Source organism: Frankia sp. Allo2 (assembly GCF_000733325.1).
GTDB classification, from domain to species: Bacteria; Actinomycetota; Actinomycetes; order Frankiales; family Frankiaceae; genus Frankia; species Frankia casuarinae.
In genome coordinates this window covers 59,449-84,206 of the sequence record NZ_JPHT01000022.1, presented here as the reverse complement: position 1 = coordinate 84,206, position 24,758 = coordinate 59,449, and the positions used below count along the sequence as shown (strand labels likewise).

Genomic DNA, 24,758 nt, shown 5'->3' with positions numbered 1-24,758 from the left:
TCTCGGTGGTGCCGTCGTCGCGCCACTGGCCGAAGTAGTAGTACACCGCGGACGTCGGGGGCAGGTCGTGGGGCAGGTAGCGCCACTGGCAGCCGGTCCGGGCCTGGTAGAGGACCGCGTTCACGATCTCCCGCATGTCGTAGCCGCCCTCGTGCCCGCTGGCCGAGGGGTGCCGGGCCTTCCACGCGGTGAGGACCGGGCGGATCAGGTCCCACGCCTCATCGGACAGGTCACTGGGGTACGGCTTGCGTTCTGCCATGTCTTCCAGCAGAACGCGCCAGCCGGCGAACGCAAGACGATCAACTCCGCACCCCAGAGATCAACTCAAGCTGAGGCCCGGCGAAAGCGTGCAGAACGCCCACTCAAGCTTGGCCAGGCGCCCGAGGAGCTACAGCGACGTCTCTATGAGGTCACGCAACTCACCGTCCATGTCGACCATGGGAGTCAAGAGGTTTTGATGACGATCAAAATTCCAGCAGCCAACCTGGATCAGGTGGCTGATCTGGCAGGAGCGGTCACTGGTGCGCCCGCCCCACGTCCAGCAATCGCACGGTCTCGCCGCCGCGTGGATGCTGTACGTGCCCCCGGCAGGATTCGAACCTGCGCACCCGCCTCCGGAGGGCGGTGCTCTATCCCCTGAGCTACGGGGGCCCCGGGTCAACGCGGCATACGTTACCAGGACGGAACGCCGGATCGGGAATCCGGGTCGCCGTAAGCTTCCGGTGTGTACCCTGCCACCCCCCGAGTCCTCGTCGTCGACGACGACGCGGTGATACGTCAGCTCGTGGTCGTCAACCTTGAGTTGGAGGGCTTTGAGGTCCATACCGCCGTAGACGGCGTGGACTGCCTGGAGATGGTGCGCGAGATCGCCCCACAGGTGATCACGTTGGACATCATGATGCCGAGGATGAACGGCTGGGACGTGGCCGCCCGGCTGCGGGAGGAGCCGGACACCGCCGCCATCAAAATGATTATGCTGACCGCCCGGGCCCAGGAGGCCGACGTCAAGCGTGGGATGCGGGTCGGGGTGGACTACTACCTGACCAAGCCGTTCGACCCGGACGAACTCATCGGTGTGGTCCAGCGGCTGGCTGCCGGCCAGCCGGTCTGACCCGGCGCCGATAACANCGCCGTCATGNCCCCCGCCGATCTCGCTGACGCCATCGTGACGGCCATCGGCCGCGCGGTCGCGGACGGCGACTTGGACGTGACTGTGCCGACCGCCGTCACGGTGGAGCGGCCGAAGACGCCCGAGCACGGGGACTACGCCTCCCCGGTCGCGCTCCAGCTTGCCAGGGCCGCCCGTCGTCCGCCGCGCGCCGTCGCGGAGACGTTGGCCCGGCGGCTCGCTACCGACAGCGAGCTCGCCGCCGTGGACGTCGCCGGCCCGGGGTTCCTCAACTTCCGGCTGGCCGACGCCGCCCTCGGAGAGATCGCCCGCACGGTGGTGTCGGCCGGTGACCGGTACGGCCGGGCGGTCAGGCCACGAGGTGTCCGGGTCAACCTGGAGTTCGTCAGCGCGAACCCGACCGGCCCGGTGACGCTGGCCTCGGCGCGCCGGGCGGCCGTCGGGGACGCCCTGGGGCGCATCCTGCCCGCGGCCGGGTTCGAGGTGGGCACGGAGTACCACGTGGGCACGGAGTACTACTACGACCGCGGGGCGTCCGAGCAGGCCCTGGACGACCTGGTCGACGCGGTCGGGGCCGACGCGGCGCGGTACTGGCTGGTCCGGTCTTCGCCGGATTCGGCGCTCGATCTGGATCTGGACCTGATGGCCCGCCAGACCAGTGACAACCCGGTCTTCTACGTGCAGTATGCCCACGCGCGGATCAGCTCGCTGCTGCGCGACGCCGGCTCCCTGGGCCTCACGGCCGCGACCGAGCCGGTCGACGTCGCCCTGCTGACCCAGCCGCGGGAGGGTGAGCTGCTGCGCGCGCTCGGCGAGTTCCCCCGAGTGATCGAGTCCGCCGCGAGGCTGCGTGGCCCCCATCGGCTCGCCCGCTATCTCGAGGAACTTGCCGGGGTCTACTACCGGTTCTACGACTCCTGCCGGGTGCTTCCGCAGGGCGACGCCGAGCCCGGTCCGGCCACCGGCGCGCGGCTGCTGCTCGTGGCAGCGACCCGGGTGGTGTTCGCGAACGGCCTGGGACTGCTCGGGGTCAGCGCCCCCGAGCGGATGTGACGAGCGGTCGGTCCGGGCGTCCGGGCATCCTGGCGGGTTCGGGAACGAGCCGGTTGGAAAGCGTGAAACAGGCGGCATGAGGCAGGCCAGGCGGCATGAGGCAGGCAGAGGCGAGATGAGCGAGATCGACAGCCCGGCGGTGGTGCCGTTGGAGGAGAAGCCGTTGGAGGAGAATCTGTGGCCGGCCACGGCCCGGCTGGACGCCGACGGTGTGCTGCGAATCGGTGGGATCCGGGTTAACGAGCTGGCCGCCGAGTTCGGCACGCCGGCCTTCGTTCTCGACGAGGCCGACTTCCGGGCCCGGTGCGCGGCTTGGCGGCGGGCGTTCGCCGAATGTGACGTCTACTACGCGGGCAAGGCCTTTTTGTGCCGCACGATCGCTCGCTGGGTGGATGAGGGGGGTCTGAATCTCGACGTCTGTACGGGCGGGGAGCTCGCGGTGGCCCGCTCGGTCGGTTTCCCGGCGGATCGACTGCTCTTCCACGGCAACAACAAGTCCGTCGCGGAACTGCGGGCAGCCGTCGGCTATGGCGTCGGGCGGATCGTCGTCGACTCCTTCGCCGAGATCACCCGCCTGGCAGCCGTCGCCGCCGAGGCGGGCGTGCGCCAGCGCGTGCTGATCCGCGTCACCCCGGGCGTGGAGGCGCACACACATCACTACGTCTCCACCGGGCAGGAGGACCAGAAGTTCGGGTTCTCGCTGGCCGGCGGGTCGGCGGCCGAGGCGGTGGAACGCGTGCTCGCGGCCGCCGGTTCCCTCGAACTCGTCGGCCTGCACGCGCACATCGGCTCGCAGATCTTCGACACGGCCGGGTTCGGCCTGGCGGCGCACCGCCTGGTGGGCCTGCTCGCGCGCATCCGCGACACCCACGACCTCGAACTGCCCGAGCTCGACCTCGGCGGTGGCCTCGGCATCGCCTACACCGGCGAGGACGCCCCGCTGGAGGTCACCGACGTCGCCGAGCGGCTGACCGCCGTGGTCGGCAAGGAGTGCGCCGCCGCGGGCCTGACCGTCCCGCGCCTCGCGGTGGAACCGGGACGGGCCATCGTCGGATCGACGACGGTGACCCTCTACGAGGTCGGCACTGTCAAGGAGCTGCCCGGGCTGCGCACCTTCGTCAGCGTGGACGGCGGCATGAGCGACAACATCCGCACGGCGCTCTACGACGCCCGCTACACCGCCCGGCTGGTCTCCCGGACCGGTTTGGCCACGACGCACGTCGTCACGATCGTCGGCCGGCACTGCGAGTCCGGGGACGTCGTCGCCCACGACGTGCCGCTGCCCGACGACGTCCGGCCCGGTGACCTGCTGGCCATTCCCGCCAGCGGCGCCTACCACCGGTCGATGGCCAGCAACTACAACCACGTGGCGCGGCCACCGGTGATCGCCGTGCGCGACGGCGCGGCCCGGATCATCGTCCGGCGGGAGACCGAGGACGACCTGCTGCGCCTGGACGTCGATCCGGGCGTGAAGGTCGATCCGGGCGTGAAGGTCGATCCGGGCGTGAAGGTCGAGCCGGGCGCCGACCCGGCCTCCCCGGAGGTGGCGCGGTGAGGATCGCGTTGCTCGGCTGTGGGGTCGTCGGCAGCGAGACCGTCCGGCTGTTGCAGGCCAACGCCGCCGATCTCGCTGCCCGGGTCGGGGCTCCCCTGGAGCTCGCCGGGATCGCGGTGCGCAGGCCGGGCCGCGCCCGCGCCCTCGACGTGGATCCGGCGCTGTTCACCGGGGATGCGGCGGGCCTCGTCGCCCGGGACGACGTCGACATCGTGATCGAGCTTGTCGGCGGCATCGAGCCGGCCCGCTCCTGGCTGCTGTCCGCCCTGCGGGGGGGTAAGTCGGTGGTCACCGCGAACAAGGCCCTGTTGGCCTCGGACGGCGCGACGCTGCACGACGCGGCCGCCGCGGCCGGCACCGATCTCTACTACGAGGCCGCCGTGGCCGGGGCCATCCCGCTGATCCGCCCGCTGCGTGAGAGCATGGCCGGGGATCGTGTGCACCGGGTGCTCGGCATTGTCAACGGGACGACCAACTTCGTGCTGACCCGGATGGACGAGATCGGCGCGTCGTTCACCGAGGCACTCGCCGAGGCCGGGGCGCTCGGATACGCCGAGGCCGATCCCTCCGCCGACATCGATGGGTTCGACGCGGCCGCGAAGGCGGCCATCATGGCCCAGCTGGCCTTCCACTCCCGGGTAACGATCGACGACGTCTACCGGGTCGGCATCGGTGAGGTCACCACCGCCGACATCGCCAGCGCCCGGGAGCTCGGTTGCACTGTGAAGGCGCTCGTGGTGGCGGAACGCTCGGCCGAGACCGAGGGGATCAGCGTGCGGGTCCACCCGGCGATGATCCCGCGCACCCACCCGCTGGCCGGGGTGCGGGAGGCCTTCAACGCGGTGTTCGTCGAGTCCGAGGCGGCGGGCCAGCTGATGTTCTACGGCCAGGGCGCCGGCGGGGCGCCGACCGCCTCGGCGGTGCTCGGGGATGTGGTCGCGGTCGCGCGCAACCGTATCGCTGGCCGTCGCGGCCCTGGTGAATCGTCCTACGCCGCGCTGCCTGTGCTGCCGATGGGCCGTACCGTGACGAGGTATCACGTGAATCTCGACGTCACCGACAAGACCGGCGTGCTCGCGACGGTCGCTGGGGCGTTCGCGCGTCACGATGTGTCTATCAGGAGCGTTCGTCAGGACGGCCGCGGCGACGACGCGAGCCTCGTCCTGGTGACGCATGCCGCCCCGGACGCGGCACTGTCCGCCACCGTCGAGGAGCTCCGCGGCCTCGCCGGTGTCCGGGCGGTGTCCGGCGTGATGCGGGTTGAGGGAGGTGAGCCGTGACCACGACGTCATCCACACCGCTCGCGGACGAGCCGGCCGTGCCGGTGCTGTCCGCGGCGCCCGATCGGCCGCACCGGCCGTGGCAGGGAATCATCGAGGAGTACCGGGACCGTCTGCCGATCGCACACGACACGCCCGTCATCACGTTGCGTGAGGGTGGGACGCCCCTGCTGCCCGCGGCACACCTCTCCGACCTCACCGAATGTGAGGTTCATCTCAAAATCGAAGGGGCGAATCCGACTGGCTCCTTCAAGGACCGCGGGATGACGGTGGCCATCAGCCGGGCTGTCGGCGCCGGTTCCCAGGCTGTCATCTGCGCGTCCACCGGCAACACCTCGGCGTCGGCCGCCGCCTACGCGGCCCGCGCCGGCATCACCTGCGCGGTGCTGGTGCCCAGCGGAAAAATTGCCCTGGGCAAGCTCGCCCAGGCGCTTGTCCACGGGGCCCGGCTGCTGCAGCTCGACGGCTCCTTCGACGACTGCCTGCGGGTGGCGCGCGAACTCGCCGACACCTCGCCGGTGACCCTGGTCAACTCGGTGAACCCCTTCCGTCTCGAGGGGCAGAAGACGGCGTCCTTCGAGATCGTGGAGGCGCTCGGCCGGGCCCCGGACGTCCACTGCCTGCCGGTCGGCAACGCCGGCAACATCACCGCTTACTGGCGGGGCTACCTCGAGGAGAACAACCGGATCGCCAGCGGCCGCCCGCGGATGTGCGGTTTCCAGGCAGCGGGTGCCGCGCCCATCGTGCGGGGCGAGGTGGTGACCTCGCCGCAGACGATCGCCACGGCGATCCGCATCGGCAACCCGGCGTCGTGGGATCTCGCTGTCGAGGCGAGAGAGGCCTCCGGTGGTCTGATCGACGCCGTGAACGACCGGGAGATCCTCGCCGCCTACCGCCTGCTGGCCCGCAGGGAGGGCGTCTTCGTGGAGCCTTCCAGCGCCGCCAGCGTCGCGGGCCTGCTGAAGGCACGGGCGGCCGGCCGGATTGAACCCGGCGAGCAGGTCGTGTGCACCGTCACGGGCAACGGGCTCAAGGACCCCGACTGGGCGATCAGCGGCGCGGCCCGGCCGGAAACGATCCGCCCGACCGTCGCGGGCGCCGCCGAGGCGCTGGGGCTGCAGCGCTCGTGACCACTCGGTCCTCCCCGCGCCCAGGCGGGACGGCGGCCTTCGCCGAGCGGGTCGGCCGGTCCGGGCCGGTCACCGCCGCCGACGGCGTGTCGCGGCGGGTCCGGGNCCGGGNGCCGGCGACCAGCGCGAATCTCGGCCCCGGCTTTGACACGTTCGGCCTGGCATTGGGCCTGTACGACGAGGTCGATGTCGAGACGACCCGATCCGGTCTCACCGTTGACGTCGTCGGCACGGACGTCGTCGCCCGGGACGAGACGCACCTCGTGGTCCGGGCGATCCGGGCGACCTTCGACACCCTCGGCCGGGCGCAGCCCGGTCTCGCGTTGCACTGCGTCAACCGGATCCCGCACGGCCGCGGGCTGGGATCATCGGCCGCGGCGATCGTCGCCGGGGTCGTCGCCGCCGCCGCGCTCGCGCAGCCGGACCTCGGGCCCGCCTTCGAGACCGATGCCGCCTTTGACGCCGATGCCGCCTTTGACGCCGATACCGCCTTTGACGCCGGCGCGGACTCCGTGTCCGCGCCCGATGACGCACCCGAGCCGGACCCGGTGTCCAGAGCGGCGTCCGGAGCCGGCTTCTTCGGGCCCGCGGGCATGCTGCGGCTCGCCAGCGCCATCGAGGGGCACCCGGACAACGTCGCCGCGGCGCTGAGCGGGGGCTTCACCGTTGCGTGGCAGGACGGCGACGGTGCCCGGTCCCTGCGCGTCGATCCCTTCGCCGAGCTGAGACCCGTGATCTTCATCCCCGCGATACGGCAGTCGACCGAGCAGTCGCGCGGGGCGCTGCCGAGCGGCGTTCCGTTCGCCGACGCCGCCCGCAACCTCGGTCGGGCCGCGCTGCTGGCGTTGACGATGTCGGCCGCCGAGCCGGCCGCCGGGCAGCCGTCCCGACGTGCCGAGGCACTCCTGCGTGCCACCGAGGATCTGGTGCATCAGCCCTACCGGTTCCCCGGCGTCCCGGCGTCGGCGGACCTCGTCGGTCGGCTGCGCGGCGGGGGGATCGCGGCGGCCCTGTCCGGTTCGGGGCCATCCGTCATCGCCCTCGCCGTCGGTGGTGAACAGGCCGCGGCGGCGGTGGACGTGGCGGGTGCCGGGTTCTCCGTCGCCCCGCTGCCGGTGGACAGACACGGTGCACGCGTCATCCGATGTCGATCCGCAGCGCCATGACCCCGTTGCCCGCGGTGGGATCCGCTGCGACGGCTGGCGCTGTGAGCTCCCGATGCGCGGTTGTGTGTCACATCGGGAAGTCCTGACGTCTCAAGGTTGTTGCCGAGGCGTCTGCCGCTGGATAGTCTGGTGACTGCACCCGCTGCCACCGCGGCGCGTGCTCGCTCCCGCCATGCCGCTCTGGTCTCGCCAGGTGGAACATGGTTCGGGACTCCGGTGTATAAGCTTCGTCGTCGTTGCCTCGGCTCCACACCGGCACTCCCAGGCGGGATCGGCGAGTTCGCTCGCGGCAGTCGGCCGCTGGCGCCGTACACGGGCGCGATGCTCGCCCATTCGGTGCTGTATACCCCTTCATCCGGCATGTGTGCAGGCGAAGAAGGTCCACAAGCAACGCCCGGCTCACCAGGAGCCAGTTCCTTCAGGGAAGGAAAACCTTGAGCGACACCACCAACGTGCTGCCGCAGAGCGCACGTGAGTCTGCGCCGCCCGTGACGCCTGCGCCGCCCGTGACGCCTGCATCGCCCCGGGAGAGTGACCCGGCGGCGAGCACCTCGTCCGCAGACGCCATCTCGGCTGAGTCCACCGGGAACGGTGACTCGCGCGCAGGCCGTATCACCCGGACCGCTCTCGCCGCACCTTCTCCGGCCGGAGAAGGTGCGGCCGTGACCCGACGCCGCCGGCAGGGCACCGGTCTGTCCGCGATGCTGCTCCCCGAGCTGCAGGCCATGGCCTCGTCCCTGGGGATCCAGGGCGTGGGCCGGCTGCGCAAGGGCCAGCTCATCGCCGCGATCCAGAACGTGCAGAACAACGAGTCCGCGGCCGTGACGCCCGTCGCGGCGGCCCCAGCGACTTCTTCGGCCTCCGCAGCCTCCACGGCCTCCACGGCCCTTGCACCGCCGCCCCCGGCGGAGTCGGGGCCGGCCTCGCCCGCCGGACCGGTTCCGGCCGCGAGCGAGACATCCCCCGCGCCGCGGGTGTCCCGGCNGGCTGCCGGCTCGGACGGCACCGCTNCCCGCNCCCGTTCCCGCCGTGGAGCCTCTCGGGCGGCGGCGAGCCCCGCCGCCGAGCAGCCGACCCTGCCCGAAACGGCGGCTGGGGACACGGTCGTGGAGACCCGGGCCGGATCGGTTGTGGACGCCCGGGCCGGATCGGCCGCCTCCGCCGTGGCTTCGGCCCAGCCGACCGTGTCCGCCCAGCCGACCGGGGCGCCCGCGTCGGCTCCGCCGGCCGCCGCGTCCCACCGCCAGACCGATGCCGGTCCCCGGAGTCGGGAGGACCGCCGGGATCGTTCCGCCGACAACGGCCGGGTGAGCGCGAGTGACCGTCAGGGCGGTGAGGCCGGCGGCGAGCGTGCCACGGCGGACCGCCAGGGCGCGGACCGTCGCTCCGGTACGGACCGTCAGTCCGCTGATCGTCCCAGCCGCGTGGATCGCACCCAGCAGGGTGACCGGTCCGGGGCAGAGCGTTCCGGCGGCGACCGGCCCGGGCAGGGAGGGCAAGGGGGGCAAGGCGAGGACGACTTCGCCGCCCGTGGCCGGCGGGGCCGCTTCCGGGAACGCGGTCGTAACCGCGGTCGCGGCGGGCAGGCCGGCCCGAGCGAGAACGAGCCGGTCCTGCGCGAGGACGACGTCCTGGTCCCCGTCGCCGGCATTCTCGACGTTCTGGATAACTACGCCTTCGTGCGGACCAGCGGGTACCTGACCGGCCCGACCGACGTCTATGTCAGCCTCGCCCAGGTGCGTCGCAACGGGCTGCGCCGCGGTGACGCCATCACCGGTGTCGTCCGCGCCCCGCAAGAGGGCGAGCAGCGCCGGGACAAGTACAACGCGCTGGTCCGGCTCGACACCATCAACGGGATGGAGCCCGAGGAGGCACGCGGCCGGCCGGAGTTCACCAAGCTGACTCCGCTCTACCCCCAGGAGCGGCTGCGGCTGGAGACCGAGCCCCACATGCTGACCACGCGGGTCATCGACCTCGTGATGCCGATCGGCAAGGGGCAGCGGGCCCTGATCGTCAGCCCGCCCAAGGCGGGTAAGACGATGGTGCTGCAGTCCATCGCGAACGCGATCACGACGAATAACCCGGAAGTCCACCTCATGGTCGTGCTCATCGATGAGCGGCCGGAGGAGGTCACCGATATGCAGCGGTCGGTCAAGGGCGAGGTCATCGCGTCCACCTTCGACCGTCCACCGGCCGACCACACCAATGTCGCCGAGCTGTCCATCGAGCGGGCCAAGCGTCTGGTCGAGTTGGGCCACGACGTCGTCGTGCTGCTCGACTCGATCACCCGGTTGGGCCGTGCCTACAACCTGGCGGCCCCGGCCTCCGGTCGTATCCTGTCCGGCGGTGTCGACTCGACGGCGCTCTACCCGCCGAAGCGGTTCCTCGGCGCGGCCCGCAACATCGAGAACGGCGGGTCTCTGACGATCATTGCGACGGCGCTGGTGGAGACCGGTTCGACGATGGACACCGTGATCTTTGAGGAGTTCAAGGGAACCGGCAACGCCGAGCTCAAGCTCGATCGCAAGATTGCCGACAAGCGGATCTTCCCCGCGGTGGATGTCGACGCCTCCGGTACCCGCAAGGAGGAGATCCTGCTTGCCCCGGACGAGCTCGTGATCATGCACAAGCTGCGTCGCGTGCTCCATACCAGGGAGACCCAGCAGGCCCTCGAGCTCCTGCTCGATCGGCTCAAGCAGACCAGGACGAATTACGAGTTCCTGATGCAGATCGCCAAGACCGCACCGCCTCAGGATTAGCCTTCCCCCACACGGCGGCTTCGCCGCAGTGTGGGGGCCCCTGGCCCAGGGCGCCGTTCGGGGTTTCCGCGCGATCGCCTTCGGCGATCTTGCTGGGGGGTCGTCGGGGGGCTTCGCCGCAGTGTGGGGACCCTTGCATCGGCTGGCGGTCGGTGCATCCGGCCTCTGGCAGACTGGCAGCAGACCGGCTCCGGTTCACGTCGTCCACGCGAGACGACGACCCGGCGGCCACTTTGAAAGAGGGATCATGAAGCCTGACGTCCACCCGACCTACCACGAGACGACGGTCACCTGTACCTGCGGGAACACCTTCACCACCCGCAGCACCAAGGAGAACGGCGTCGTCAACGCCGAGGTCTGCTCGCAGTGCCACCCGTTCTACACCGGCAAGCAGAAGATCCTCGATGTCGGCGGCCGGGTCGAGAAGTTCGAGCGCCGGTTCGGCCGGCGGCGCCCCGGCGAGAAGGTCGGCGGCGCGAAGTAGCTCGGCCGCGGCGCCCGTCCGGACTCCGGACGGGCGCCGTTCGCGTCTGGGACGGACGATACCCGTCCCACCGACCCCCTCCCGGAACCGTGACGCGTTCCAGGACCATGACGTGCGAAGGAACCACGATGACGTCCCCGCTCGACGGCCTGATCGCCGAGCACGCCGAGATCGAGGGGCAGCTCGCCGACCCGGCGGTGCACAACGACCCCGCGAAGGCGCGCGCCCTGAGCCGTCGCTACGCGCAGCTCGCCCCGGTCGTGGATCTTGCGCGCGAGCTCGACCGGGTGGAGGGAGACCTCGCTGCCGCCCGCGAGCTCGCGCTGCTGGACCCGTCGTTCCGGGACGAGGTCCAGGATCTCGGCGAGGAGCTGGCCCGGCTCAACGACCGACTGCGGGCCTACCTCGTCCCGATCGACCCCGACGACGCCCGGGACGCCATCCTCGAGGTCAAGGCCGGCGCCGGTGGCGAAGAATCGGCGCTGTTCGCCGGAGACCTGCTCCGGATGTATCTGCGCTATGCCGAACGGCGCGGCTGGAAGACCGAGATCCTCGACGCCAACCCCTCCGACCTCGGCGGTTACCGTGATGTCAGCGTGGCGGTGAAGGCCCGGGGACCCGCGGGCCCCGGGGACGGTGTCTATGGCCGGCTGCGCTTCGAGGGCGGGGTGCACCGCGTCCAGCGGGTGCCCGTCACCGAGTCCGCCGGACGTATCCACACCTCGGCGGCCGGGGTCCTGGTGCTTCCGGAGGCCGAGGAGGTTGATGTCGAGATCGACCCGAACGACCTGCGCATCGACGTGTTCCGCTCGTCCGGCCCCGGTGGGCAGAGTGTCAACACCACGGACTCCGCGGTCCGGATCACCCATATCCCGACCGGTGTGGTGGTCTCCTGTCAGAACGAGAAGAGCCAGCTACAGAACAAGGAGTCCGCGCTGCGGATCCTGCGGGCCCGTCTGCTCGGGGCGGCCCGGGAGAAGGCCGAGTCGGAGGCGTCGCTGGCGCGTGCCAGCCAGGTCCGCACGGTGGACCGGTCGGAGCGGGTCCGGACCTACAACTTCGCCGAGAACCGGATCAGCGACCATCGGGTCGGCTACAAGGCACACAACCTCGACCAGGTGCTCGACGGGGAGCTCGACGAGGTCCTCGACGCGCTGGCCGCCGCGGACCTCGACGCGCGGCTGGCGGCTCAGGCGTCATGACCGGCCCGCCGGCCGCGCAGGGGCGCTCACGGGGCACGGAGCAGGAGCAGCCGGGCCGGGGTGCGTCCCCGCATCCGGGCTCCACGGATCCCCTGAGCCCGGTGCGCCACGCGGCCGACCTGACACCGCTGGGCGCGTGGTTGGCGGCGGCGACCGACCGGTTGCGTGCGGCCGGGGTGGCGAGCCCCCGCGCCGACGCCGAGCAGCTCGCCGCCTTCGTGCTCGCGGTGCCCCGCGGCCGGCTGGCACTGCTCGACGACGTCACGGCGGCGGCGGCGCGGCGGCTGGACGAGCTTGTGGCCAGGCGCGCGCAGCGGGTGCCGCTGCAGCACCTGACCGGTGTCGCCGGCTTCCGCCACCTCGATCTCACCGTCGGCCCCGGGGTCTTCATCCCGAGGCCCGAGACGGAGTCCGTCGTCGAATGGGCGCTTACAGAGCTCACCGGCTCCGCCGGGGCCCGGCGGCCGGGACCGTTGTGCGTCGATCTGTGCGCGGGCTCGGGGGCGATCGCGCTGTCCCTGGCGGCGGAGCTGCCCGGCGCGACGGTGCACGCCGTGGAGGTCGACCCGGCGGCGGTGGTCTGGCTGCGACGCAACATCGCCGGCACCGGTCTTCCCGTGACGGCGCACGCAGCCGACATCGCCGCGGCGCTGCCCGAGTCGCTCACCCGACTCGCCGGGACGGTCGACCTGATCATCAGCAANCCGCCGTNCCTCCCCGACGCCGACCGCCACACGGTGGAGCCCGAGGTGGGCGAGCATGATCCGGCCCGCGCCCTGTGGGGGGGGCCCGACGGGCTCGACGTGGTGCGTACGGTTGTCGGGGTGGCTGCGCGGCTCCTGCGGCCAGGCGGTCTCCTCGTCATCGAACACGCCGACGGCCACGGGGTGTCGGCGCCCGAGCTGCTTCGCGCCGACGGTCGCTGGTCGCACGTGGCGGATTATCGGGACCTGGCCGGCCGGGACCGGTTCGTCGCCGGCCGGCGCGGGGCGTCCCGTGAGCCCCGATCCTGAGGACGAACCCTGATCCTTGAGAAGAGGACGGGCAATGGAACGTTTCGACTGCTCTGACGAACGGGAGCGGGCCCGCGGTCTCGACGCGGCGGTCAGCACCGTCGCCCGGGGCGGGCTGGTTGTGCTCCCCACCGACACGCTCTACGGGCTGGGCGCCGACGCCTTCGATCGGGACGCGGTGGCCTCGCTGCTGGCGGCAAAGGGGCGTGGCCGGAACATGCCGGTTCCGGTCCTGGTCGGCTCCTGGCGCACCCTCGACGGGCTGATCGAGCGGATGACCCCCCAGGTCCGGGAGTTGATCACCGCATTCTGGCCGGGCGGGCTGACGCTGGTGGCCCGGCACACCCCGTCGCTGCGCTGGGATCTCGGGGAGAGCCGGGGCACGGTGGCGGTGCGCATGCCCCTGCACCCGGTGGCGATCGAGCTGCTGGGTCGGACCGGGCCGATGGCCGTCTCCAGCGCGAACATCAGTGGCCAGCCTCCGGCGACGACGATCGACGAGGCGCTGCACCAGCTCGGCGGTGCCGCGGATGTCTATCTCGACGGGGGACCGTGCCCGGCCGCCGTCCCCTCGACCATCGTCGACTGCACCGGGGAGGTGCCCGTTGTACTGCGCAGCGGCGCGATTGGCCTCACCGCGCTGCGTGCGGTGCTGCCGCTGATCCGGGAGCCCGTGAACCGATGAGCCCGTGAACCGATGAGCCCGTAGCTCGCAGGCGACCCCGCGTGCCGGAGCCGGTCCGGACGGTCCGGGCCGGGATACGGTCCGGGCCGGGGTGGGGTGGGCATGACGCCGCTGATCGTCCCGGCGGGAGAGTCCCGTACGATCCTGAACCGGGTCGCGGGGCGATGGTCACAGCGGGTGGCTTCGGGTAGATCCGGGTGGATGGTGTTCCCGGGCCAGAGGAGCATGGGGTGACCGGGTCGCCCGCGCGGCGGCACCGGTCATCGGCTGCCGGTTGTGGCGCGGTTGCCGGTTGTGGCGCGGTCGCCGTTCCAGCGCGGTCGCCGTTCTAACGCAGGAGGTTAGAAACGTCATGAGCACCCCGTTCTGGGGCCCGGACTTCGACCAGCTGAGCGCGACGGATCCGCAGATCGCGGAGGTGGTCCTCGATGAGCTGGACCGGCTGCGCGGCGGCCTGCAACTCATCGCGAGCGAGAACTTCACGTCCCCGGCGGTGCTGGCGGCGCTGGGCTCGACGTTGTCGAACAAGTATGCCGAAGGGTATCCGGGTCGGCGTTACTACGGCGGTTGCCAGGTGGTCGACCGGGCCGAGGAGATCGGCATCGCCCGGGCGAAGCAGCTCTTCGGCGCGGAGCACGCCAACCTGCAACCGCATTCGGGCTCGTCGGCGAACTTCGCCGTGTACGCGGCGCTACTCACGCCAGGTGACACGGTCCTGGCGATGTCGTTGCCGCATGGCGGTCACCTCACCCACGGCAGCAAGGTGAGCTTCTCCGGTAAGTGGTTCAACGTGGTGGCCTACGGCGTGCGGGAGGACACCGAGCTGATCGACTACGACCAGGTGCGGGAGCTCGCCCGCCAGCACCGGCCCAAGATGATCATCTGTGGGGCGACGGCCTACCCACGTCTGATCGACTTCGCCGCGTTCCGCTCGATCGCCGACGAGGTCGGTTCGTGGCTGATGGTGGACGCGGCGCACTTCATCGGTCTGGTCGCCGGGGGCGCGATCCCGAGCCCCGTTCCCTACGCCGACGTTGTCAGCTTCACCACCCACAAGGTGTTGCGCGGCCCGCGAGGGGGCATGATCCTCGCGCGTGAGGAGCTGGCTTCCCGCATCGACAAGGCCGTGTTCCCGTTCAGCCAGGGTGGCCCGCTGATGCACGCGGTCGCGGCGAAGGCCGTCGCGTTGCGGGAGGCGGCCTCGCCCGCTTACGCGCAGTACGCTCGCCAGGTGGTGGCCAACGCGCAGCGGCTCGCCGACGAGCTTGCCGCCGAGGGCATCCGGCCCGTCGCCGGTGGCACCGACACCCATCTCGCCCTGCTCGACCTGCGGGAACTCGGGGTCAGCGGCAAGGAAGCCGAGGCGCGTTGCGACGCGGCCGGCATCACCCTGAACAAGAACGCCATTCCCTATGACCCGCAGCCGCCCGCGATCTCCTCCGGCATCCGGGTGGGAACCCCGGCGGTCACCACCCAGGGGATGGGCGAGGGGGAGATGAAGGAGATCGCGGGGCTGATCGCCCACGCGGTGCGTGAGCCGGAAGCCGCCGCCGACGTCGCTGCGGCGGTGTCCGCGCTCGTCGCCCGGCATCCGGCCTATCCGCGGTAGGGGTCGATCCGCGGTAGGGGATCAGGCGGTTCCGCACGGCCGCGGCAGTAGGCGGCAGTAGGCGGCAGTAGCCGGATCCGGGTCCGGCAGGCGGGAGATGCCCGACGGTGCGCGAGTACCTGCTCGTCTTCGTGGTCTCGGCGGCGGTGACCTTTCTCGCCACGCCGGTGGCACGCGTCTTCGCCATGCGCATCGGTGCCGTCGCCGGGGTACGTGCCCGCGACGTCCACTCCACCCCGACGCCCCGGCTGGGGGGCCTGGCCATGCTTGCCGGGCTCTACGCCGGGTTCGGGGTGGCGGACCGCCTGCCGTTCCTCTCGGTGGTCTCCCAGGACTGGTCGGAGATCCGGGCGGTGCTCGTCGCCGGCACCTTGATCTGCCTGCTCGGCGTCGCCGACGACCGATGGGAACTGGACTCCCTGACCAAACTGGCCGGGCAGGTCGCCACGGCCGGCATCATGGTGCTCCTCGGCGTCCAATGGACGTTTGCGATCAATCGGGACAGCGAGACGACGCTGAGCCTGGGACCGGAGACCGCGGTCCCGCTGTCCATCCTCGCCACGGTGGTGCTTATCAACGCGATGAACTTCATCGACGGCCTGGACGGCCTCGCGGCGGGCGTCGCGGCGATCGCCGCCGGCGCGACCTTCTACTTCGCCTATCAGATCGCAGTGATCAACGGCTTCTACCGGGCCTCCCCGGCGGCGCTCCTGGCCGCCGTGACCGCCGGGGTCTGCATCGGGTTCCTGCCGCACAATTTCAATCCGGCCCGGCTGTTCATGGGGGACTCGGGCTCGATGCTCATAGGCCTGCTGTCGGCCGCATCGATGATCTCCGTGACCGGTCAGGTGGCCTACGGGGGTTACGCTGGACCCTCACGGTCGTACCCGTCGCTGATCCCGTTGGCGATACCCCTGGCCGTGCTCGCCGTTCCGTTTCTCGATCTCGGGCTCGCGGTCGTCCGGCGGACGAGGGCGGGGCGCTCGCCGTTCGCGGCGGACAAGATGCATCTCCACCACCGCATGCTGGAAATCGGTAATTCGCACGTGAGGGCGGTTCTCTTCATGTATTTCTGGGCGGCTCTGGTCGGGTTCGGAGGTGTCGCCGCGTCGTTCTCCAACTCCCCGTTGCCGATCCTGGTCGCCACCGTCGGAGTGGGCCTCGCGGCCCTGATCGCGCTGCTGATCAGGACCCAGCGATCGGCGCGGCGCGCATGATCGTGCCGGCGGCCCGGGTGATCCGGCTGGGAGCGGCGCTGACCGGGGTGCTGGCGGTCCCGGCGGTGGGGCTCGCGGCGGTCCTGCGCGGCGGGACGGGCGCCCTGAGCGCCGCGGTCGGCCTGATGATCGTCATGGCGTTCTTCGGCATCAGCAAGGTGGCGGTCGGGGCCGTCGCGCGCCGGGCGCCGCATCTGCTCCTGCCGGCGGCCCTCGGCACCTACGCGGCGAAGGTAGCACTGCTGGGTGTCCTGCTCGTGGTGATCCAGGACACGGAGGCCCTTGACCTGCCGGCCTTCGCCTGGTCGATTTTCGCCGGGGTCTTCGGGTGGATGGGTGCCGAGCTCTGGGTCGCGACCCACACCCGGATGCCCTTCTACGACCCGGAGCGTCCCGGCGCGTGGGACGCCTCGCGCCGTCCGCCGGTCTGATGACCTCGGGGGGAAACGGTCCCGGCGAGGCGTGGAACGTCTTCGGCACGTTGATCGCCGGAATGCTCTTCTGGGGACTGGTCGGTTTTGGAGCGGATCGCCTTCTCGGCTTTCACGTGCTGTTCCTGCCGATCGGACTGACCGTCGGCCTCGCCGCCGCGATGTACCTCGTGATCTATCGACTTACCCGGTGAGAGGGCGGATAGCCAGGCTTCCGGCCAGCTCGGCGGTCTTGGCGAAATACGCTCCGTTGGTCCTGTTCGCCCAGTTCGTTCGGCCTGACCGTTCTGTCCCGCTTGTCCTGGTAGTTCCGTCCTGCTGGACCTGGCTGTACCGACCGCCCCGGCTGTTCCATTGAATCGGGCCGGTCCTCGCCGTCGATGACCTCGAAGGTCATCGACGGCGCAACCGATTCCGGTCAGAGTGGACCCAGGTCGCCGAGACGGGGAAGGGAGAGCCGAATTGTGCTCATCTGGCAGACGTTGTGACGCTACTGGGCGTAGCCGACGGCGGGAGATGGGTGCAGCTGGAAGCCGCGTGTCATCAACTCGTCGCGCTGTGTGGAATGGGTAGCAACGGAGTGAAACCCATAGACAACGCGCGGATGAACCAGCGCGAACGTCGAAGCGAGTCCGTGCTTGTGGGGTGCCGGTGTGGATAGTATCGCGGGCAACAGGACGTCGGCCTGCCGACACCCATCAGGGCCTGGGCTTGTCGAGGTGTCCTTCGGAGCGCTGTACCCGGTTGGCGACGGGTCGTTCTTCGGTGTGAGCGTGTCGTGCGAACCCGGTAGGGTGGAGGCAATCTGCCGCCGAGCACGGCAACCTTGCCGGGCCGTGAACGCGCTACCTAATCGATCATGGAGGTGTTTGTCGTGCCGGTCCTCGCCGACGAGGGCTTCGAAGGCCCCACCAAGGAGGTCTTCCAGACTCCGCACTGGTTCGATGTCGGGATCGGCTCGGTCAATCTCTACCTCAACAAGGCCACCGCGCTCACGATCTTTGCTGCACTGTTTGTCGGTGTGATCTTCTGGTTGGGATTCCGCCGAGCTAAAATCATACCTCGCGGCCTCCAGAACCTGTGCGAGTCGGCCTACGACTTCATCGATCTGCAGATCGCCCGGGGTGTCATCGGCGAGAAGGGCACGAGGTACACGCCCTACCTGCTCGTCCTGTTCAGCTTCGTGTTGATCTGCAACGTGCTCGCGGTGGTGCCCGGGGCCCAGTTCCCGGCGACCTCGCGCATCGCCGTCCCGATGGTTCTGGCGCTCGTCACGTACGTGTTGTTCAACTACGCGGGCATCAAGGCCAACGGCGCCGGTCCGTACTTCAAGGAGATGATTGACCCGGCTCCCACCGCGCCGCTGTGGATCCGCGTGCTCCTGGCGCCGATCGAGATTCTCTCGACCTTGATCGTTCGGCCCTTCACGCTGGCGGTCCGGCTCTTCGCGAACATGTTCGCCGGGCACATCCTGCTGCTGGTCTTCTCGCTGGGCGCGGACTACCTGCTGCCCAAGCCCCCCTATGTGTTCGGCGCCGCCTCACTGCTGGTGGCGATCATCCTCACGGCGTTCGAGCTTGTCATCGACGCTCTCCAGGCGTACATCATCACGATCCTCACAGCCGCCTACATCGGCGGTGCGATGGTGCACGGAGAGCACGAGGTAGCTCCGTCCGAGGAACTCGCCTCGCCTGCTCCGGCGGGCGTGCCGGTATCGGCCCGGGCCTAGATTCCCGACACACCCTTCCAGCACCGGCGAGTCCCGGTGCCCGACTGAATAGGAAAAGCACCGCAATGGCAGACATTCTCGCCGCCAAGGACGCTGTGAGCGGAAGCCTGGGCGCCGTCGCCTACGGCCTCGCCGCCATCGGTCCCGGTATCGGTATCGGTCTCATCTTCGGCCTGGGCGTCCAGGCGATCGCCCGCCAGCCCGAGGCCGAGCAGGTCGCCTTCCGGTACATGCTCATCGGCTTCGCCCTCGCCGAAGCCCTCGCGCTCATCGGCTTCGTCGTTCCCTTCGTCTTCCCGTAAACCGGCGGGGCAATCATGAGCGCGACATCCATCCTTATCGCCGCCGCCGAGAGCGGGCACTCCGACGAGAACGTTCTGATCCCGCCGCTGAGTGAACTGCTCATCGGAACGTTGTCGTTCGCCTTGCTCGTGGCCTTCTTCTTCTGGAAGATCAGGCCGCAGATCGCCAGGACCTACGCGCAGCGCACCGAGCGGATCGAGGGCGGGCTCGCCCGCGCCGAGGCGGCGCAACGCGAGGCGCAGGCCCTGCTGGAGCAGTACCGCGCCCAGCTGGCCGAGGCTCGGACCGAGGCCGCGCGCATCCGCGAGGAGGCGCACAGCGAGGGCCGGCAGATCACCGAGGAACTCCGCGCCGCGGCGCAGCGCGAGATCGCCGAGATCAAGGCCCGGGCGGACGCCCAGCTCGCGGCCGACCGGGCGCAGATCGTCGCCCAGGTCCGCCGGGAGGTCGGTGAGATCGCGGTCGATCTGGCCTCGAAGATCGTCGGATTCCAGCTGGAGAGCAGCGCCACGCAGAACCGGCTGATCGACGACTTCATCGCAGCGCTTGACAACTCGGCCGAGGGCGTCGGTACCGTGGCCGCACCGGTCAGGCCGGGAGGCTGACGGTGGAGGGAGCCAGCAGGCACGGCTTGGCGGCCGCGCGGGCGACNCTCGACGAGGCAACCGCGACGGCACCGGGCGCGCCCCGCCCGGTGGACGCCGGGCGGATCGCCGAGGACCTCCGGGCCGTCGCCGAGCTCCTCGCCCGGGAGCCGGCCGTGCGCCGCGCCCTCACCGACCCGGGGGCACCCGTGGCCGCGCGCACGGAGCTGGTCACCCGGCTGTTCGGAACTCAGCTCGCCCCGGCGAGCCTGCGGATCGTGCACACGGCGGTCGGGGCGCGCTGGTCGCGGCCGTTCGATCTGCAGTACGCGCTGCTCGAACTGAGCGTCGAGGCGCTGCTCGTCGAGGCGGAGCGGGACGGGGCGCTGGAGGAGGTCGAGGACGAGCTGTTCCGGTTCGGCCNGATCCTCGACCAGAACGCTCCGCTCGCGCTCGCGCTGACCGACCCGGCCGCGCCGGCGGCAGTCAAGGACAGGCTGCTCACCCGGCTGCTCGCCGGCCGGGCGCACCCGGTCACCGTGCGCCTGGTCCAGCAGGCGGCGGCCGACCGGATCCACGGCGACGTCGAGCGCCGGCTGGCCGAGTTCAGCCGGATCGCCGCGGCCCGCCGGGGTCGGGTGGTGGCGATCGTCCGTACGGCGGTTCCGCTGAGTAGCGAAGTCGTCGCCCGTCTGGGTGCGGCGATCAGCCGGTACTTTGGCCGCCAGATCCAGCTGCAGGTCGATCTCGACCCCGACATCCTGGGTGGTGTCGTGGTCCAGGTCGGCGGCGAGGTGGTGGACGGCAGCGTGCTGCGCCGGTTCGTCGCCGCCCGCCGGGCCCTGCTCCGATAGGCGGCGACCGTGACCACGATGATCGTGACGGTCCCCGTCGCCGCGACCACCGCGGACCCGCATCCCGACCCGGGGCGACCTGCCCTGCCCGCAATGAAGGACGAAGGACGTAAGCGATGACTGAGCTCTCCATCCGGCCGGAGGAGATCCGCGACGCCCTGCGGGAGTACGTCGACTCTTTCCAGGCCACCTCAGCCGGCCGTGAGGAGGTCGGCCGGGTCGTCGTCACCGGTGACGGCATCGCCCGGGTCGAGGGTCTCCCGCACACGATGACCAACGAGCTGCTGGAGTTCCACGGCGGTGTGCTGGGTCTCGCGCTGAACCTCGAGGTCGGCGAGATCGGAACCGTCATCCTGGGTGAATCCGAGAACATCGAGGAGGGGCAGGAGGTCCGCCGCACCGGCCAGATCCTCTCCGCTCCCGTCGGTGACGGCTTCCTCGGCCGGGTCGTCGACCCGCTCGGGCGGCCGATCGACGGCCTCGGGGAGATCGTGGCCGAGGGATCCCGGGAGCTGGAGCTGCAGGCGCCGACGGTCGTCCAGCGCCAGCCGGTGAAGGAACCCCTGCAGACCGGTATCAAGGCGATCGACGCGATGACGGCCATCGGCCGTGGTCAGCGCCAGCTGATCATCGGCGACCGGCAGACCGGCAAGACGACGGTGGCCATCGACGCGATCATCAACCAGCGGGACAACTGGACCTCTGGTGATCCGTCGAAGCAGGTCAAGTGCGTCTACGTGGCGATCGGCCAGAAGAAGTCGACAATCCGCGAGGTGGTGAACTCTCTGGAGGAGGCCGGCGCGCTGGCCTACACCACGATCGTGGCGGCGCCGGCTGACGAGCCGGCGGGCTTCAAGTACATCGCGCCCTACACCGGCTCGGCGATCGCCCAGCACTGGATGTACAACGGCCAGCACGCGCTGATCGTCTTTGACGACCTGACCAAGCAGGCCGAGGCCTACCGCGCGATCTCGCTGCTGCTGCGCCGTCCGCCGGGCCGCGAGGCCTACCCGGGTGACGTCTTCTACCTGCACTCCCGCCTGCTGGAGCGCTGCGCCAAGCTCTCCGACGAGCTCGGCGGCGGCTCGCTGACCGGACTGCCGATCATCGAGACGAAGGCCAACGACATCTCGGCCTACATCCCGACGAACGTCATCTCGATCACCGACGGGCAGGTCTTCCTGGAGTCCGACCTGTTCAACCAGGGTGTCCGCCCGGCCATCAACGTCGGCACCTCGGTGTCCCGGGTCGGCGGTAGCGCGCAGGTTAAGGCGATGAAGTCGGTCGCCGGCCGCCTGCGGCTGGACCTCGCCCAGTACCGCGAGCTCGAGGCGTTCTCGGCCTTCGGTTCCGACCTGGACAAGGCCTCGCGGGACCAGCTCGCGCGCGGCGCCCGCCTGGTCGAGCTGCTCAAGCAGCCGCAGGGCCAGCCCTTCCCGGTCGAGCGCCAGGTCGTGTCGATCTGGGCCGGAACCACCGGCAAGCTCGACGATGTGCCCGTGGCGGACATCCGTCGCTTCGAGTCGGAGTTCCTGGACTTCGTCGGCCGGTCTTACCCGGGGGTGTACGACGCGATCGTGACCACCGGCAAGCTCAGCGACGACACGATCGCCATGCTGGAGTCGGCCGTCGCGGAGTTCAAGAAGCAGTTCACGCTGTCCGACGGCAAGCCGTTGGTCAACGAGCCGGCGCCGAGCCCGCTCGACCCGGGGCTGGTGCGGCAGGAGTCGATCCCGGTGCACCGGCCCGCGGCGCGCAAAGACGACGAGGGCTGATCCATGGCGGGCCAGCTTCGTGAGTACCGGCGGCGCATCCGGTCGGTGCAGTCGACGAAGAAGATCACCCGAGCGATGGAGCTGATCGCGGCTTCCCGCATCGCCAAGGCGCGGGCGCGGGTCGCCGCGGCCCGCCCCTATGCCGAGGAGATCACCCGGGTGATCGAGGCGGTCGCGGCGCAGACCACGATCGACCATCCGCTCACCACCGAGCGGCCCGGGGCGGCCCGGGCCGCGGTCGTGGTGATCACCAGCGACCGGGGGTTGGCCGGCGGGTACAGCTCGAACGCGCTGCGGCGCACCGGGGAGCTCATCGAGCTGCTGCATTCGGAGGGCAAGGAGACCGACCTGCACGTCGTGGGCCGCAAGGGAACGGGCTACTACCGCTTCCGGGGACGTGCGATGAGCGGCGAGTACACCGGTTTCTCCGAACAGCCGTCGTACGCGGACGCCAAGTCGGTCGCGGACGCGCTCATCGCGGCCTTCATCGCCACGAGCGAGAACGGCGGGGNGGACGAGATCCACGTGGTCCACACGGAGTACGTCAGCGCCATCACCCAGACGCCGGTCGCCCGCCGGTTGCTGCCGATGGTGCTCACCGAGACCGACGAACCGCCGCGTGGCGGTCCGCTGCCCCAGTATGAGTTCGAGCCCTCCGCCGAGGGGGTGCTCGACGCGTTGCTGCCGCGCTACGTGGAAAGCCGGCTCTATGCGGCGCTGCTCGAGTCGGCGGCGTCGGAGTCGGCGGCGCGACAGCGGGCCATGAAGTCGGCTACGGACAACGCCGAGGACCTCATCAAGAGATACACCCGGCAGGCCAACCGGGCCCGACAGGACGCCATTACTCAGGAGATCTCCGAGATCGTCGGTGGCGCCAACGCTCTGGCTTCGGGAACCTGATATGGGTGGGCGGCGGTTCACACTCGTGTGGCCGGACTCGTGTGACCGGAACCGATGAGGACAGCGACGACAACAGAACGTGAAGGACGACGCCGAAGGCGGAGCGCGCGCGACGCGGGCCGTTCCGTCCCAGGTGCCAGCGAACGCGAGCCCGAGGCTGCGGCGGCGGGCATTGATCGGAAACTGAGGACGCCATGACCGTCACCACCAGCTCGCCGGCCACGGCACCGGGCCGGACCCCGGGGATCGGCCGGGTCGCCCGAGTCATCGGACCGGTTGTCGACGTGGAGTTCGCTCCCGACGAACTCCCCGAGATCTACCAGGCACTGCAGGTCGACCGGACCATCGGCGACGAGACGCTGACGCTGACGCTCGAGGTCGCCCAGCACATCGGTGACAACACCGTGCGGGCCATCTCCATGCAGCAGACCGACGGTCTCGTCCGGGGCGCGCCCGTCCACGACACCGGCGCGCCGATCTCGGTCCCGGTCGGCGACGCCACCAAGGGCCACGTGTTCAACGTGCTTGGCACGCCGCTCGACGTGAAGCAGATCGAGGCCGAGACGTACTGGCCGATCCACCGGTCGGCGCCGGCGTTCGACCAGCTCGAGTCGAAGACCGAGATGTTCACCACCGGCATCAAGGTCATCGACCTGCTCGCGCCGTACGTGCGCGGCGGGAAGATCGGCCTGTTCGGCGGTGCCGGCGTCGGCAAGACCGTCATCATCCAGGAGATGATCCGCCGGGTCGCCAAGGAGTTCGGTGGCGTCTCGGTGTTCGCCGGGGTCGGCGAGCGTACCCGTGAGGGCAACGACCTGTTCCTGGAGATGACCGAGGCCGGCGTCATCGAGGACACCGCGCTGGTGTTCGGCCAGATGGACGAGCCGCCGGGTACCCGGCTGCGGGTCGCGCTCGGCGCGCTCACGATGGCCGAGTACTTCCGGGACGTCCAGAAGCAGGACGTGCTGCTGTTCATCGACAACATCTTCCGGTTCACCCAGGCCGGATCCGAGGTCTCCACGCTGCTCGGCCGGATGCCCAGCGCCGTCGGCTACCAGCCGACGCTGGCCGACGAGATGGGTGTGCTCCAGGAGCGCATCACCTCGACCCGGGGCCACTCGATCACCTCGCTGCAGGCCATCTACGTGCCCGCGGACGACCTGACCGACCCGGCGCCGGCGACGACGTTCACCCACCTCGACGCCACCACCGTGCTCGACCGGGCCATCTCCGACCTGGGTATCTACCCGGCGGTGAGCCCGCTCGACTCCAACTCCCGGATCCTGGACGCGCGCTATCTCGGGCAGGAGCACTACGACACGGCCCGTGAGGTGCAGCGGATCCTGCAGCGCTACAAGGACCTGCAGGACATCATCGCCATCCTCGGTATCGATGAGCTCTCCGAAGAGGACAAGATTCTCGTCAACCGGGCGCGGCGGATCCAGCGGTTCCTGTCGCAGCCGTTCTTCGTGGCCGAGCAGTTCACCGGCATCCCCGGCAAGTTCGTCCCGCTCGACGAGACGATCGACTCGTTCAAGCGGCTCACCCAGGGCGACTTCGACCACCTGCCGGAGCAGGCGTTCTTCATGTGCGGTGGCATCGAGGACGCGGAGAAGAACGCGGAGAACCTGTAATGCCGATCCGGGTGGCGATTGTCTCGCCCGAGCAGGAGGTGTGGTCCGGCGACGCCGACATGGTCGTCGCCCGGACCACCGACGGTGATCTCGGCGTGCTGCCCGGCCATGTGCCGCTGCTGGGTCTGCTGGCGCCGGGCGGAACGGTCCGGGTCAAGACCGGTGGCCGGGAGATCTCGGCCTCGGTGGACGGCGGCTTCATCTCGGTGACACACCAGGGTGTCAGCATCCTCGCCGAGACCGCGAAGCTGACCTGAGTTTCCCGC

At 70.4% G+C, this 24,758-nt stretch carries 24 protein-coding genes and 1 tRNA gene; 23 read left to right on the top strand and 2 right to left on the bottom strand.

The genetic code is table 11. The features are described from left to right. Window positions 1-259, bottom strand: a 259-nt coding sequence (locus ALLO2_RS15220; protein WP_035732862.1) for an IS5 family transposase, incomplete at its 3' end; no start/stop codon positions are given. 320 nt (window positions 260-579) lie between these two features. Continuing rightward, window positions 580-651 (bottom strand) — tRNA-Arg (locus ALLO2_RS15215). 73 nt (window positions 652-724) lie between these two features. Between ALLO2_RS15215 and ALLO2_RS15210 the strand changes: the two genes are divergently transcribed. The 23 genes from ALLO2_RS15210 (at window position 725) to ALLO2_RS15100 (ending at window position 24,749) form a co-directional block, all read left to right on the top strand. Next, window positions 725-1,111, top strand: coding sequence for a response regulator transcription factor (locus tag ALLO2_RS15210; RefSeq protein ID WP_011438104.1), 387 nt, complete (start codon window positions 725-727; stop codon window positions 1,109-1,111). Between the two features lie 24 nt (window positions 1,112-1,135). Further along, on the top strand, window positions 1,136-2,182 hold the full coding sequence (locus tag ALLO2_RS15205; RefSeq protein WP_035732861.1) for a DALR anticodon-binding domain-containing protein: 1,047 nt from the start codon (window positions 1,136-1,138) through the stop codon (window positions 2,180-2,182). Between the two features lie 115 nt (window positions 2,183-2,297). Beyond that, window positions 2,298-3,737 carry a diaminopimelate decarboxylase gene (gene lysA / locus ALLO2_RS15200; protein ID WP_023841091.1) on the top strand — a complete coding sequence of 480 codons (1,440 nt, stop codon included), beginning with the start codon at window positions 2,298-2,300 and terminating at the stop codon, window positions 3,735-3,737. Next, entirely contained in the window at window positions 3,734-5,017 is a 1,284-nt protein-coding gene (locus tag ALLO2_RS15195; RefSeq protein ID WP_011438101.1) for a homoserine dehydrogenase, read from the top strand. Before lysA ends, ALLO2_RS15195 begins: the two co-directional genes overlap by 4 nt. Further along, window positions 5,014-6,147: a threonine synthase gene (gene thrC / locus ALLO2_RS15190; protein ID WP_011438100.1), complete on the top strand. Its 1,134-nt coding sequence runs from the start codon at window positions 5,014-5,016 to the stop codon at window positions 6,145-6,147. Before ALLO2_RS15195 ends, thrC begins: the two co-directional genes overlap by 4 nt. Beyond that, window positions 6,144-7,313, top strand: a complete 1,170-nt coding sequence (locus tag ALLO2_RS15185; protein ID WP_051875296.1) for a homoserine kinase — start codon at window positions 6,144-6,146, stop codon at window positions 7,311-7,313. Before thrC ends, ALLO2_RS15185 begins: the two co-directional genes overlap by 4 nt. Window positions 7,314-7,747: 434 nt before the next feature. Beyond that, window positions 7,748-10,072: a transcription termination factor Rho gene (gene rho, locus ALLO2_RS15180; RefSeq protein WP_035732858.1), complete on the top strand. Its 2,325-nt coding sequence runs from the start codon at window positions 7,748-7,750 to the stop codon at window positions 10,070-10,072. A gap of 247 nt (window positions 10,073-10,319) precedes the next feature. Then, window positions 10,320-10,556: a 50S ribosomal protein L31 gene (rpmE, locus tag ALLO2_RS15175; protein ID WP_011438097.1), complete on the top strand. Its 237-nt coding sequence runs from the start codon at window positions 10,320-10,322 to the stop codon at window positions 10,554-10,556. A 128-nt stretch (window positions 10,557-10,684) separates the two neighbouring features. Continuing rightward, complete coding sequence (prfA, locus tag ALLO2_RS15170) at window positions 10,685-11,758, top strand: peptide chain release factor 1 (protein WP_011438096.1); 1,074 nt, start codon at window positions 10,685-10,687, stop codon at window positions 11,756-11,758. After that, window positions 11,755-12,771: a peptide chain release factor N(5)-glutamine methyltransferase gene (prmC, locus tag ALLO2_RS15165; RefSeq protein ID WP_084588446.1), complete on the top strand. Its 1,017-nt coding sequence runs from the start codon at window positions 11,755-11,757 to the stop codon at window positions 12,769-12,771. Before prfA ends, prmC begins: the two co-directional genes overlap by 4 nt. Before the next feature lie 34 nt (window positions 12,772-12,805). After that, window positions 12,806-13,456: an L-threonylcarbamoyladenylate synthase gene (locus ALLO2_RS15160; RefSeq protein ID WP_011438094.1), complete on the top strand. Its 651-nt coding sequence runs from the start codon at window positions 12,806-12,808 to the stop codon at window positions 13,454-13,456. A gap of 352 nt (window positions 13,457-13,808) precedes the next feature. After that, window positions 13,809-15,065 (top strand): serine hydroxymethyltransferase, encoded by a 1,257-nt coding sequence (gene glyA, locus ALLO2_RS15155; protein WP_011438093.1) that lies wholly within the window; start codon window positions 13,809-13,811, stop codon window positions 15,063-15,065. 107 nt (window positions 15,066-15,172) lie between these two features. Beyond that, window positions 15,173-16,282 (top strand): MraY family glycosyltransferase, encoded by a 1,110-nt coding sequence (locus tag ALLO2_RS15150; protein ID WP_011438092.1) that lies wholly within the window; start codon window positions 15,173-15,175, stop codon window positions 16,280-16,282. Continuing rightward, window positions 16,279-16,713: a hypothetical protein gene (locus ALLO2_RS15145; RefSeq protein WP_011438091.1), complete on the top strand. Its 435-nt coding sequence runs from the start codon at window positions 16,279-16,281 to the stop codon at window positions 16,711-16,713. The genes ALLO2_RS15150 and ALLO2_RS15145 overlap by 4 nt, the downstream gene beginning before the upstream one ends. Continuing rightward, window positions 16,713-16,907 carry a hypothetical protein gene (locus ALLO2_RS25715; RefSeq protein WP_023841093.1) on the top strand — a complete coding sequence of 65 codons (195 nt, stop codon included), beginning with the start codon at window positions 16,713-16,715 and terminating at the stop codon, window positions 16,905-16,907. The genes ALLO2_RS15145 and ALLO2_RS25715 overlap by 1 nt, the downstream gene beginning before the upstream one ends. Window positions 16,908-17,572: 665 nt before the next feature. Beyond that, a complete protein-coding gene (gene atpB, locus ALLO2_RS15135) occupies window positions 17,573-18,442 on the top strand; it encodes a F0F1 ATP synthase subunit A (protein ID WP_035732856.1) in 870 nt (289 codons plus the stop codon). A gap of 65 nt (window positions 18,443-18,507) precedes the next feature. Next, complete coding sequence (locus ALLO2_RS15130) at window positions 18,508-18,744, top strand: ATP synthase subunit C (RefSeq protein WP_011438088.1); 237 nt, start codon at window positions 18,508-18,510, stop codon at window positions 18,742-18,744. A gap of 15 nt (window positions 18,745-18,759) precedes the next feature. After that, window positions 18,760-19,350, top strand: coding sequence for a F0F1 ATP synthase subunit B (locus ALLO2_RS15125; RefSeq protein ID WP_011438087.1), 591 nt, complete (start codon window positions 18,760-18,762; stop codon window positions 19,348-19,350). Window positions 19,351-19,352: 2 nt separating this feature from the next. Beyond that, complete coding sequence (locus ALLO2_RS15120; RefSeq protein WP_035732852.1) at window positions 19,353-20,183, top strand: F0F1 ATP synthase subunit delta; 831 nt, start codon at window positions 19,353-19,355, stop codon at window positions 20,181-20,183. Between the two features lie 116 nt (window positions 20,184-20,299). Next, the gene (gene atpA / locus ALLO2_RS15115; protein WP_011438085.1) at window positions 20,300-21,958 is read left to right on the top strand and encodes a F0F1 ATP synthase subunit alpha; all 1,659 of its coding nucleotides are present in this window, start codon (window positions 20,300-20,302) and stop codon (window positions 21,956-21,958) included. Between the two features lie 3 nt (window positions 21,959-21,961). Further along, window positions 21,962-22,858 carry a F0F1 ATP synthase subunit gamma gene (locus ALLO2_RS15110; RefSeq protein WP_035732850.1) on the top strand — a complete coding sequence of 299 codons (897 nt, stop codon included), beginning with the start codon at window positions 21,962-21,964 and terminating at the stop codon, window positions 22,856-22,858. Window positions 22,859-23,052: 194 nt separating this feature from the next. After that, entirely contained in the window at window positions 23,053-24,492 is a 1,440-nt protein-coding gene (gene atpD, locus ALLO2_RS15105; protein WP_011438083.1) for a F0F1 ATP synthase subunit beta, read from the top strand. After that, window positions 24,492-24,749 carry a F0F1 ATP synthase subunit epsilon gene (locus ALLO2_RS15100; protein ID WP_011438082.1) on the top strand — a complete coding sequence of 86 codons (258 nt, stop codon included), beginning with the start codon at window positions 24,492-24,494 and terminating at the stop codon, window positions 24,747-24,749. The genes atpD and ALLO2_RS15100 overlap by 1 nt, the downstream gene beginning before the upstream one ends. Window positions 24,750-24,758: the final 9 nt, after the last annotated feature.

Bases quoted from the DNA above. Each gene is read 5' to 3' on its own strand.
- ALLO2_RS15160 (WP_011438094.1), top strand. From the start codon at position 12,806: ATGGAACGTTTCGACTGCTCTGACGAACGGGAGCGGGCCCGCGGTCTC.
- rpmE (WP_011438097.1), top strand. From the start codon at position 10,320: ATGAAGCCTGACGTCCACCCGACCTACCACGAGACGACGGTCACCTGT.
- ALLO2_RS15145 (WP_011438091.1), top strand. From the start codon at position 16,279: ATGATCGTGCCGGCGGCCCGGGTGATCCGGCTGGGAGCGGCGCTGACC.
- atpD (WP_011438083.1), top strand. From the start codon at position 23,053: ATGACCGTCACCACCAGCTCGCCGGCCACGGCACCGGGCCGGACCCCG.
- prfA (WP_011438096.1), top strand. From the start codon at position 10,685: ATGACGTCCCCGCTCGACGGCCTGATCGCCGAGCACGCCGAGATCGAG.
- glyA (WP_011438093.1), top strand. From the start codon at position 13,809: ATGAGCACCCCGTTCTGGGGCCCGGACTTCGACCAGCTGAGCGCGACG.
- ALLO2_RS15100 (WP_011438082.1), top strand. From the start codon at position 24,492: ATGCCGATCCGGGTGGCGATTGTCTCGCCCGAGCAGGAGGTGTGGTCC.
- atpA (WP_011438085.1), top strand. From the start codon at position 20,300: ATGACTGAGCTCTCCATCCGGCCGGAGGAGATCCGCGACGCCCTGCGG.
- ALLO2_RS15125 (WP_011438087.1), top strand. From the start codon at position 18,760: ATGAGCGCGACATCCATCCTTATCGCCGCCGCCGAGAGCGGGCACTCC.
- ALLO2_RS25715 (WP_023841093.1), top strand. From the start codon at position 16,713: ATGACCTCGGGGGGAAACGGTCCCGGCGAGGCGTGGAACGTCTTCGGC.
- lysA (WP_023841091.1), top strand. From the start codon at position 2,298: ATGAGCGAGATCGACAGCCCGGCGGTGGTGCCGTTGGAGGAGAAGCCG.
- ALLO2_RS15130 (WP_011438088.1), top strand. From the start codon at position 18,508: ATGGCAGACATTCTCGCCGCCAAGGACGCTGTGAGCGGAAGCCTGGGC.
- atpB (WP_035732856.1), top strand. From the start codon at position 17,573: ATGGAGGTGTTTGTCGTGCCGGTCCTCGCCGACGAGGGCTTCGAAGGC.